Raw genomic sequence first — 11750 nt, forward strand, 5'->3', positions numbered from 1 at the left:
GTTATGGGAGTGATTATTTATCAAGGAGGCGCTTAGTACTGCTGCATGAAGGCGATTTCACGATTTTGGTCGCTAATAACTGCTTTGGCCATTTTTATAAGCGCTGGATCATGACTAAACTCTAGAAGTACATTTGCCATGGCAACAGCCGCTTCATGGTGTGGGATCATGCCCGCTACAAAGTCACGATTCACATCACCACTTGCTGATAATTGATTCATATCCAAAATCATTTTTGCATTAATAGCTGCATACGCTGCTTTAATTTTCTCAGCGTCAGCGGATGGTCTCGCTTTCCCATGGCTTGCAAGCCAATCTCGCATAAATGCAATCTCGCTCGATTGCGCCGCCACAATATTAACCGCCAAAGGTTTTAACTTGTCAGAAATTTGCGCTGATGCAAGCAACTGCGTCGCCATATCAATCGCACCTTGGTGATGAGGAATCATACCAACCACAAAGTCGTAATCAACATCACCGGTCAGTTCCGTTGAATGTATATCCATCATCATTTGCTGGTTGCCTTGCATAAACTGAGAAGCATGCTCCGAATGATCCATTTGATGATGGTCCATATCGTCCGTTGATGACGAAGCAGTACAGCCAGCAATCGCCAAACTCACAGTTAGCATCGCTGCAGCAGAAAAATATTTTTTAAAAAGTGTCATGGTTTTATCTCACGTTATTGAGTATTTACAAACAGCTCAGACGTTATTCATCATTATGAATAGCGCTAAGATCATCAGTGATATTGGGTGCTGTTAAATAAACAGCTAACTCGCAATTAACGAAGATAAACGGGGAGGAGGAGTGATCAGTTCTAATAAATTATGTCGCCATTTTTCAATCAACGACAAAGCTGGCCAGTAAATAACCGTAATGGCCAATAGTAACAATAAAGGTGGTAAAACAGCCAAAGCGCAATGATCAACACAATCAGAGTAACTCATGTTTTTAGCATGATCATGCGAAGCAGAAGCAAGGTTCATATCAGACATTGACGACTGAGATAATGACAACTGAGACATTGACGCAATGTTCTGATGCGCCGCGTGCGAAGAATTCGTATAGGACAAAGATGCATAAGAAGTCGCCTGTGTCGAAGCGGATAAAAACAGCCACAACCCAGACAAACAACACATCATAATCCAAACGATTCGCGGCACCTTCAACACATCATCAAACCTATTAAAAACATCTGAGCAGCATACTCCTCAAATTCGAAATCGACAAACATCGCTACAACGAATTACTCCCCTTGAACACGACTCTTTTTGACGGCCTCTACTTTTGAAAAAGCACTCAACTCTTTGATCAAAGTAAACACATTACCTTTGCCAACTTCCGCTTCGAAGCTATCTTGCATGATGCCAAGATCTTTGCGTAAATCATGAGACAGCGCGCTGAGTTTTCTGCGCGTTTTGTAGCGCTCAAAACAACTAGAAAAATGCTTAAGTAACGCAATAATGATCATATCAACCTCGTTTGCCGAATTAGATGTATGTGAGCGAACAATACTAAGCACATTAATAGCAATCAAACAGACGCAGACAGATCATTAAAAAGACACACAGACAACAATACAGGCGATCTGTATGGTATTTTCTTAGATATTCTGTGTGTTTTACGGATTAACAATAAATCGATAGGCAACATAGAATAGCAACAGCGCCATAATACGGTTAACCCATGCCATTATCTTGGGGTTCATCGCGGCTTTTTTAAGACAGAAACCGGCTATTAAATAAACGCTCGGCGCCCCGCAAGCCATTACAGCCAGCCCAAATGACCATACAGCGATTTGCCAGCCATTTATGTGCTCTCGAGGAAATTGCACAGTGACAATAGGCACGATTGCGACTAAAGCTTTAGGATTACAAAGCTGTAATATCAGCCCTGTTTTAAAACTCACCTCTGTATTTTTAGCCTTCATCGTTGCAGACTGAAAGCTCGCTTGCAGGATTTTCCCACCAAGATAGGCGATATAAATTCCTCCCAATATGGCAATAAGCGATTGGTATTCTTTGGGAATGATTTCGCCACCTACATAGCCAATAAGTAAGAACAAGATCAACATAGCAAGCCCTACGCCCACACAATACAGAAAAGCGCGCCAACCCTGACCGTTCACACCAGCAAAAAGCGCCAGCATATTCGCAGGGCCAGGACTGTACATAACACCAAAGGCGTAGATGAGTATTTCGAACATAGGAATCCCTCAAATGGATATTTGATTAAAAGAAGTAATAGTAAAAAGAGTTAAATATCGAGCGAGTGTTGCTGCTAGGTACGCAGCAATGTACGCCTAAATTGGTAAGGGGTGAGCCCAAACATGGGCTTGAATCGACGGTTAAAGTAACTCAGATCTGTGAAGCCAAAAGTAAACGCCACATCGGCCAATGGCATCCCCAGTTCAAGCGCTTCTTTAGCACGATTAATACGATAATTTTGCCAATATTGATGAGGCGTCATACCGAAATAATCACGGAAGCAACGCAACAAATGATACTTAGACATATGCGCCAATTGGCTTAACTCATCGAGAGACACTTCTTCCCCTACATGAGCATGTAAATAGTCGCGTACTCGCTCAAAGACAGGATCTTTCGTGCGACGTTTGGACTTAACTAGACTAACAGAGCGCTGAATTCCCTTTTGGCGCGCTAAATATTCCGCAAATTCAAACAACGCAGACGTGTATTCCAATGCAGACGTTGACGAACTTTCCACTAAAGCCGCCAAACGTAAAATATGCGTTTTTAGCACAGTATCGTTTTGCACTGGATGTTCGATACGAAAGTCTTGCGCGCGATGAACGCCTGCGCTTTCAAGCATAGGACTTAATTGGTCAGGATGAACATAAAGCATTTTGTAGTGAAGCGGGTCGTCAGCACCGGAATGACCATCGTGAGCATCTTCAGGATTAAACACAATCACATTGCCAGCATGACTCTTGTGATGTTCGCCCAAAGCAAAGAAGTCTTGGCGACCCGATAAAGTTACGCCGAAAGAGAACTCCTCATGGGCATGAGTACCATAAGAAAAATCGCTCATAGAGGCTTCCAGCAACATGATCTCATCAAGGACTGCACTTTTAGCAAACTGAAAACGATTTTCTGTCGACATCACACCCTCTCGGAACTAGCCCAATCCATAACAATAGACTAACCAATGACAAACAGAAAAGATTGGACGATATTGCGGAATTAGATCTTATTCAGCTTTTTCTCGACCTGCTCAAGCGCTCTTCGATACATGTACCAAGCACAAATACCGGCAAGTATATTGCCAATCAGGACACCGAAGAAAAGTCCTTTGAGTCCAGCAAGTTCCGAGCCAACCCACAAGCAAGGTAAGAAGAAAGCAAACAATCGTAAGGCGGATATCGTCAACGCAGTATAGGATTTCCCCAAGGCGTTAGAGATAGACACCATTAACATGCATATACCAAGTAAACCAAGGCTCACCGGCACTATCATCAAATGCCAATGTAAGATCGTCGAGACTTCTTCGTCGCTGGTCATCAAGTTTGCCAACACGCCCGAGATGAAAAAAGTAATCACTGCGATCACCAACTGAAACGACAATACAAAGCGACACGCCAAACGCACCACGTAACGCACATCGTCCAAACGGTCTTCGCCCAACAATCGCCCGACCATTGGTGGCATGGACATAGTCAGCGCCAACACGGCAACAATAGAGAAAAATTCAAAACGCGAGCCCAATGCCCAAGACGCCACCGCGGCCGTGCCAAACCCTGCGATAAGTTTAGTCGCCAACATAGAAGAAACTGGCGGTAGCAACTGGCTGATCATCGCAGGCCCCATAATATGACCTATAGACCCCAAGCTTTTAGCGATGTTTAGATCTTGCCAATCAAAGGTAATCCAATGTTTACGAGCCACTTTAGGTGCAACAATCAAGGTACCCAAGCCAAACGCCAACGTGGTCGCCATAGCAGCACCGTTCAAGCCAAGATCAAAAGTGAAGATGAAAATAGGATCCAGCACCAAGTTCAGCACACTGGTAACAATCATCATAATACCAGGCAGCAAGGTATTGCCGTTGGAACGACAAATGCTGTAGTAAAAATAGATTAACGCCCCTACCCAAGCACTAAGCAGCCAATGAGGCCAATATGAATCAATAATAGGATAGACAGAATCTGGCGCACTCAATAACGCCAAAATAGGATGACGTAACAACCAAATGATCACGCTAAAGAAAGCAATCCCCACGCTTCCCATCATCAGCACCAAACCGCCTAATTGCTTGGCATAACGCTTGTCCCCTGCGCCTAAGGCACGAGAAATAATCGCCGTTGTCGCAATGCCTAAGCCCACTTGCAGACCAATCACAATCATCTGAATCGGCAAGGTAAACCCCTGCGCAGCCAAAGGCAAAAGACCTAACTGCCCGATAAAAGCACTGTCCACCAGCTGAAAACTCATCAACGACAAAACACCAAACATCATTGGCCATGTCATGGAAAAAAGTTGCTTAGCTAAGGAAGGAGATGAAGGTACTTGGGAGGACATAGGTGTGCTCATACTAAAAACTGAGCCTATATTCTAACCTACTTTACTGACAACTGAATGACACTCGCCTTCACCAAACAAACGATGCGATGAAAAATCTCATTCTTCAGCATAACGCTGGCTGTACTTGTATCCATACCACAGCATGAATAAAGCAATGAGGGAAAAGATAACAAAACCGCTTGCTAACGGTATGACGGTGAAGTTGTAAAACTGCCCTGCTATTGTCGACAGAACAATCGCGATCATGCTCGATAAAGACGAAATCAACGACGCGCCCAGTCCAGCCATGCTCCCCAACGGCTCCATTGCCATGGCATTAACATTACCAAACACCATGCCAAAGCAGGAAAACATCACCATACCCAAGGCCATAAAGAGCGCAAAAGGCGGTACGCCATCGAAGAACAAAGCAGCGAGCAGCAGAATAAAGGCGGTCGATAACAACACGCTCAAAGCACCAATAACACAGCGCAACATTCCTACTCGCAGGACAATTTTACCGTTCGAAAAATTGATAATAGAAGAACCAATCGCCAACATGGCAAAGAACAAAGGAAAACGATCTCCCGTGTTATACACATCCTGAAAAATCGATTGTGCAGTACTAATGTGCAGCATCAAACCACCAAAAATACAGCCCAACAAAACGGTGAACGCCATCACATCACGACGACGTAATATCACTCGAACATCGGCAATTAAGCGCTTTCGATTAAGCGGGATGCGATTTTCTTTCAATAGAGTTTCTGGCTGACGCAGTAATAACCAACCACCAGCAATCGCCGCTTGCGCGATCAGCAAAGCAAAAATCCAACGCCAATCCGCTACTTTTAACACCAACTGCCCAACACTTGGAGCCAACAAGGGCACCAAGATAAACACCATCATCACAAACGACATAATGCGCGCCATTGCCGCGCCTTTGTACATGTCTCGAATTAAGGCTCGAGAGGCTATTTTTGGCCCAGCGACACCAAAACCTTGGATCATACGACCCAGCAAAAACACCTCGATAGACGACGCTGACAAAGCAACCACGGAACCGATAATATAAATACTAATGCCGAGCAGAATACTCTTCTTGCGACCAATCGCATCAGACAAAGGACCAAAAAGAATCTCGCCAAACACCATACCCAGAATCATCGCCGACACGATCCACTGGGTTTTCTGATAATCCACAATCGCTAAAGACTCAGCAATATTGGGAAAAGCCGGCAACATGGCGTCCATACTCAACGCCGTGAGAGACATCATCAAAGCGAACAGCGCCACTAATTCTCTCTCTGGCAAACGCTTTACCTGAGTTTCAATGGTCTGCTGTGAATTTAAAAGTGACATCACTTTCCTTAGCGATTAGCAAAATGGATCAGTAGTTTACTCGTCTCTTTCAATATCTCGCAATCAATTAACAGGCGATTTCGCTAACAATTCCAGCACAGCCGCTTTTACGTCCTGTATTAATTCGGCTTCATCCACACCCAGCACTTGGCCATTTTCAACCACTTGCTTACCATTAACAAAACTGTGTTTAATCAGCGCCGGTTCACCACATAAGATCGGCGCTTCTAATGGGCTGTGTACGCCAGAAAAACGCGGTGCATCAAGAGAGTACAAGACTAAATCAGCAGCATAGCCTTCTGTTATTTGCCCCGTTTTCAGCCCAAAAAGATCGGCGCCGTTTTGGGTCCCCCATTTAAGCACCTGCGCTACATTCGTGGCTGCTGGCCCGCCCTGAATACGATGCAGCAGCCAAGCTAAATTCAACTCTTGCAGCATAGAAGCATTCTCACTGGACGCGGAACCATCCACACCAAGGGTAATTGACATGCCCGCCTTTTCCATCGCCAGAATCGGGGCTATGCCACTGCCAAGTCGACAATTTGACGTAGGGCAATGGGCAATTCGAGTCTTGGTTTGCGCCAGCAATTCAATGGCATGAGCATCCGCTTGCACCGAGTGAGCGAACCACACATCCTCACCTAACCAATCACAATGGGCGGCGTAATCAATCGCGCTCATGCCGAAATTTTGTTGCGCCATTTGTTCATCGAAAGACACTTCCAATAGATGCGAATGACGCAGCAATTTACGCGCTTTTGCCCATTGAGCATAACTACGTAAATCTTCGGCTGGCGAGGTGTGAACCAAACTGGTAGGCGCGACGACCAAGCGTCGCATGCTGAATGGGCTAGCGTCATGATAACGCCTGTAGGAAGCATCAAGTCGATCCAGTGACAAATCCAATGATTCGGGCACGATGCCACTGTCTTGCATGCCTTTATGACTGCCTTGCACCGTTGCGCCACCACGACATAAAACTAAGCGAATACCTAAATCTTCCGCCGCACGCCAAACGGCGTCTTCCAACTCAGGCGAGGTGCTCGCATGGTACAAATAATGGTGGTCCGCGCAGGTTGTTACGCCAGAACGCAGCTGTTCATAAAGACCTAACTTCGCCGCGACATACATTAAATCTGGCGTAATTTGTGGCCAAAAACGATAGGGAACACTGGCAAGCCATTCCCCTAGCCCTTGGTTCAAACCCGCTGGAATGCCTTTTAGTATCGACTGAGCAAGGTGATGGTGAGTATTCACAAAACCGGGATAAACCACACAATGAGACGCGTCTATTAACTCGTCGTCAGGCTCGCGATTTAGTGTAGGAGCAATGGCTGAAATTACGCCATCTTTGGTACGAATATCTTGAGGAAGCTCATAACCAAAAACCGCTTTGGCTTGGCGGATTAAATACTGGGGCATAACACTCTCCTTTTTTAGGAAAGAGCAATGTCCAGGCCGCAAGGCTTAACCGCTTCTACTCTTTATTTCACATACAATTTAACTAGATCAACAAGCAAACCCTATACCAGTCTGCACAACGCCAATGAGCACACAGCAAGCACGAACCAATCATCATATTTCGCATGCTATTAATCATATTTATGGTGCGACGAGACCGCAACACGCCCAATTCAAGTGCATGACCAAGAACGTAAAGCCACAAAATTGCTGAATTTATAGACAAATATATTTGGCCTGCTTGTTGCTTAGTTATAAATAGCGCAAATAGTTTGCGTGACGCAATGAGTAGAAGCGGTCAAATTTGGTGTCGAGTTCCAACAAACCAAGTTCGGGCATTGCTCACTGCCTTGTCGACAACCCAAAGAGGATGTCGAAAGGGAAGTGACAGCCGTTTCAATCTAACTCGACTGTGTACCCAGTCCTCTCGCTCTTTCCTCATCTGGTTTTCTTTGTGGTTGTTTCAGTGACTGAGTTTGGCTTGCTTAAAAAAGAAAAGCCGAATCTATGATGAAGCATGGAGAAAACAATGAACAACCAACTAAAAACATCCCTATTTTGTAATCTATGTCTAGCTGGGGCCATGGCATTTACAGCTTTAAATGGCAGTACCGTGTTCGCAGCTGATGAAGTGAAGTTTCAGCTTGATTGGCTACCGGGTGGTGATAAAGCGCCGATTTATGTGGGCATCAAAAAAGGCTTTTTCAAAGACGCCGATTTAGACGTAACTGTTGCCAGTGGCCGAGGCTCCACCGACGCCATTAGCAAACTCGCCACCGGCAATGCCGATTTAGGTTTGTCCGACTTGGTCGCACTGTTAATGGCAAAAGCTCAAAACAATGTGCCTGTTTCTGCGATTTATTCGGTTTTCAGTAAAGCTCCCCATGCTTTCTTTGTGCCTTCTAACTCAGATATTAAGAATGTCAAAGACGTCGCAGGAAAACGTATTGCAACCTCACCTTATACTTCTTCAAATGTCTTCTTACCTTTGCTGTTAGACGTGAATGGCGTTGATCCAAGCAGCATAAAATTGATGAAAGCAGACGCTGGCGCCTTAAACCCAATGTTACTTTCCGGTAACACCGACGTGGTTATTTCGTGGGTAACTGACACGGTGATTTATCAACTACAAGCTAAAAGTGCAGGCCAAACCTTGCGAGTACTACCTTGGTACGATGCCGGATTAGAGTTTTACTCCACTTCTATCATTGCATCTGATCGCTTTCTCAATAAACATCCAGACACAACCAAACGCTTTGTTGCAGCCTATCAAAAAGCCATTGAATATACTTGGGAGCATCCAGAAGAAAGCGGGCGGATCGTTCATGACATGGTGCCAGAAGTCGATGCAAGCACTGCGACAGACACTATTAACTCAATCAAATCCTTAGTTTATAACGCAGTCAGCGATAAAGATGGCTACGGCGCATTTACCAAAGAACGACTCGCCACCACATGGAAATGGACAGCCAAAGCGCAGAACATTTCTGTCGACAGTTTTGATCCAGAGTCAGCTATAAATCGTCAATTTATTCCTTAATTAATACCATAATTTCATGAAATAGAAGACGTTTAAAAGGCCCATTTATTTGGGCTTTTTTATTGATTTTAAAAACATTTCGTATCATTTTACGCTAATATAGCCTGATTAAATAATAACAACAGAGGTCGATATGGACATAGGTCTGGCCAAGCATTTAAAACTCAATCAGTTGCGCTTGATTTCGGTCATTTCAGAGCATGGTCAACTTGGCATCGCTGCGGATGAAATGGCGATGACACAGCCTGCCGCGTCACGTATGCTGAGTGAAATTGAACAAACTATTGGGACACGTTTATTTATTCGCCATGCCAAAGGCATGGAGCCAACACTGGTAGGTCAAGCTGTTGCACGTCGTGCGCACAATCTTCTGGTTGAGCTGCGAGATCTTGCCCGTGAAGTAGGCGAACTAAAAGAAGGCGGCGGCGGAACCACGGCCATCGGTGCAGTAACAGGCGCCGCAGTCGGCTTTGTAATTCCCGCTATCCAGCAATTGCGAGCCATCGCCCCAAAAGCCGAGATTGACATCAATGTTGATACCAGTGATATTTTGGTGCGGGATTTAATTGCCGGACATAATGACTTTGTCCTCGCGCGAATTCCCAAACAATACGATGCCAACGAGTTTGAAATTTACCCAGCTCGTACAGAATCCGTCACGCTAATGGTTCGCAAAGATCACCCATTGGCCAGTTTAGATACCGTCAAAATTCGCGACTTAGCGCACTTTGAATGGGTCATGCAATCTCACCGAGCACCAATACGTGAAGCGGTCGAAGCGGCCTTCATGGAAGAACGTGCCGAGCTGCCATTAAGCATCACCAACAGTACGTCTTTACTAGCCTTAATTGCCATTCTTGTGTCTTCCAACGCCATAGCGCCTATGGCCAGAGAAGTGAGTGACTTGTTGGTTGGTCATAAAGTGAAAGCCGATCTAAAAGCACTCAAACTAGACCGTAAAATTGTCATGAGCCCTTATTATTTATTGCAAATGCGCGGCCGCCAGTTATCCCCTCTTGCCAACCAGCTCAAGCGTTTGGTGCTTGCCGAACTGGAACAGAAACCTACCAACGCGTAAATAACTCGTTGTTAATCTTCTCGAAATAAACCACAAAAAAACTGAAAAAAAAGCGAGTCGGTTGCTTTCAAAACCGAACTCGCTTAACAACCCGCCTGGGCTTTCTTTCAATAAAAATCGATAAATTTCATTCAACACATAAGAACTAGCCAGCTAGATCTTTTGGTAACAATGCTTTTGGAATATTTTGGTAACAAACAGGACGCAAGAAACGACGAATCGACAAGGTGCCGACTGAGGTTGCACCAAAGTTTGTCGACGCTGGATAAGGGCCGCCATGCACCATGGTATCGTTCACTTCAACACCAGTCGGGAAACCATTTGCTAGCAAACGCCCTGCTTTACGTTCCAATACAGGTAGGAGTTTCTGACACGCTGCATAATCGCCTTCATCAAGGTGAATGGTACACGTCAGCTGACCTTCCAAATGACGAGCAAGCTCGACCATTTGCTCAACACTATCTGCTAAAACAACCAAGCCAAGAGGACCAAACACTTCGTGATGCAATGTTGGATGATCCAACCACGCTTGACCTGCTACCGTGAACAAGTTTGGTCGTGCGGTACGATCTTCTGTATCTGCCGAACGCACAACGGCCTGAATACCGGTTTTCTCAATCGCCGCCACACCAGAACGATAAGCATCCGCAATACCATCAGTAAGCATGGTTTGTGCTGCGACTTCGGATAGAGCTGCACTCGCTGCAGCTATCATGGCTTTTGAGTCTGCGTTATCCAGCATCACCGCAATACCTGGGTTGGTACAAAACTGTCCAGCACCCATGGTTAATGAGCCTGCCCAACCTTTGCCCAATTCTTCAGCACGATTTTTAACAGCTTCTGGCATCACAAACATTGGGTTCACAGAACCCAGTTCACCAAAGAAAGGAATCGGCTCTGGACGTGCCGCACACAAGTCAAACAAGGCACGACCACCAGCCAAGCTGCCAGTAAAACCAACCGCTTTAATTAACGGATGCTGAACTAGAGCTTGACCAACTTGACGGTTACCGCCTTGGATCAAGGAAAAAACGCCCGCTGGCATCTTGCAACGTTTTATCGCGGCCTCAACCGCTTGCGCCACAAGCTCGCCCGTTCCCGGATGAGCAGAATGTCCTTTCACCACAACAGGACAACCTGCCGCTAGAGCCGCTGCGGTATCGCCACCAGCTGTTGAAAACGCCAATGGAAAGTTAGACGCACCAAACACAGCAACTGGGCCGATAGGACGTTGTACCATGTACATATCTGGACGTGGCAATGGTGCGCGATCTGGCAAGGCTTCATCAAACCGACGATCTAAGTATTCACCTGATAAAATACGCTCAGCGAACAAACGAAGTTGCCCTGTTGTACGACCGCGTTCGCCTTGCAAGCGTGCTGCTGGCAAACCGGTTTCTTGTACGCCGACTTCAGTAATTTGATCGCCTAGCACATCGATTTCGTCAGCAATGGCATTTAGAAAAGCCGCGCGATCCTCACGAGAGGAATAGCCAAACTCCTCAAACGCTGCTTCGGCTGCTTCTACCGCTGCATCCACATCAGACACGCGACCAACAGCAAATTCATGAGAAGGTCCTGTAGCAGGCGTTGAAGAAAATGTTGCGTCGCCCTTTACCCATTTACCGGCAATAAAATGCTGTCCCGTTAACATACTCACTCCTCTCTTTAATAAATGAAATTCAACACATTAAGTTAAGCTCTGAAGTAGCCTAGTGATGGCAAGCATCAAGCCCAAGGATGGGCGTTACGCCCCTCGCGGACAGGGATGTCCGTTGGGGCGGTG

Annotated in this window: 11 protein-coding genes; 2 read left to right on the forward strand and 9 right to left on the reverse strand. The window is 45.7% G+C overall.

Annotation, left to right across the window (positions count from 1 at the left end):
- Positions 1–32: 32 nt before the first annotated feature.
- The 8 genes from CCS02_RS15140 to CCS02_RS15175 all read right to left on the reverse strand — a co-directional run bounded on the left by CCS02_RS15140 (position 33) and on the right by CCS02_RS15175 (position 7307).
- Positions 33–668, reverse strand: coding sequence for a DUF305 domain-containing protein (locus CCS02_RS15140; RefSeq protein ID WP_100637023.1), 636 nt, complete (start codon positions 666–668; stop codon positions 33–35).
- 105 nt (positions 669–773) lie between these two features.
- A complete protein-coding gene (locus CCS02_RS15145) occupies positions 774–1175 on the reverse strand; it encodes a hypothetical protein (RefSeq protein WP_157808003.1) in 402 nt (133 codons plus the stop codon).
- 74 nt (positions 1176–1249) lie between these two features.
- Positions 1250–1474: a hypothetical protein gene (locus tag CCS02_RS15150; RefSeq protein WP_100186700.1), complete on the reverse strand. Its 225-nt coding sequence runs from the start codon at positions 1472–1474 to the stop codon at positions 1250–1252.
- A 150-nt stretch (positions 1475–1624) separates the two neighbouring features.
- Complete coding sequence (locus tag CCS02_RS15155; RefSeq protein ID WP_100637025.1) at positions 1625–2209, reverse strand: LysE family translocator; 585 nt, start codon at positions 2207–2209, stop codon at positions 1625–1627.
- 74 nt (positions 2210–2283) lie between these two features.
- Entirely contained in the window at positions 2284–3126 is an 843-nt protein-coding gene (locus CCS02_RS15160; protein WP_100637026.1) for an AraC family transcriptional regulator, read from the reverse strand.
- An 80-nt stretch (positions 3127–3206) separates the two neighbouring features.
- Positions 3207–4541, reverse strand: coding sequence for an MATE family efflux transporter (locus CCS02_RS15165; RefSeq protein WP_100637027.1), 1335 nt, complete (start codon positions 4539–4541; stop codon positions 3207–3209).
- Positions 4542–4640: 99 nt separating this feature from the next.
- Positions 4641–5885 carry a multidrug effflux MFS transporter gene (locus CCS02_RS15170; protein WP_100637028.1) on the reverse strand — a complete coding sequence of 415 codons (1245 nt, stop codon included), beginning with the start codon at positions 5883–5885 and terminating at the stop codon, positions 4641–4643.
- A 63-nt stretch (positions 5886–5948) separates the two neighbouring features.
- Entirely contained in the window at positions 5949–7307 is a 1359-nt protein-coding gene (locus CCS02_RS15175; RefSeq protein ID WP_100637029.1) for an amidohydrolase family protein, read from the reverse strand.
- Between the two features lie 568 nt (positions 7308–7875).
- On the opposite strand from CCS02_RS15175, the gene CCS02_RS15180 reads away from it, so the two are divergent.
- Together CCS02_RS15180 and CCS02_RS15185 are read left to right on the forward strand one after the other, a co-directional pair.
- A complete protein-coding gene (locus CCS02_RS15180; RefSeq protein WP_100637030.1) occupies positions 7876–8886 on the forward strand; it encodes an ABC transporter substrate-binding protein in 1011 nt (336 codons plus the stop codon).
- A gap of 133 nt (positions 8887–9019) precedes the next feature.
- On the forward strand, positions 9020–9964 hold the full coding sequence (locus CCS02_RS15185; RefSeq protein ID WP_100186693.1) for a LysR family transcriptional regulator: 945 nt from the start codon (positions 9020–9022) through the stop codon (positions 9962–9964).
- Positions 9965–10109: 145 nt separating this feature from the next.
- Here CCS02_RS15185 and CCS02_RS15190 read toward each other — a convergent pair whose 3' ends face one another.
- Positions 10110–11618: an aldehyde dehydrogenase (NADP(+)) gene (locus tag CCS02_RS15190; protein WP_100186692.1), complete on the reverse strand. Its 1509-nt coding sequence runs from the start codon at positions 11616–11618 to the stop codon at positions 10110–10112.
- Between the last annotated feature and the right edge of the window lie 132 nt (positions 11619–11750).

Origin of the sequence: Marinomonas sp. ef1 (assembly GCF_002806845.1) — a bacterium.
Taxonomy (GTDB): domain Bacteria; phylum Pseudomonadota; class Gammaproteobacteria; order Pseudomonadales; family Marinomonadaceae; genus Marinomonas; species Marinomonas polaris.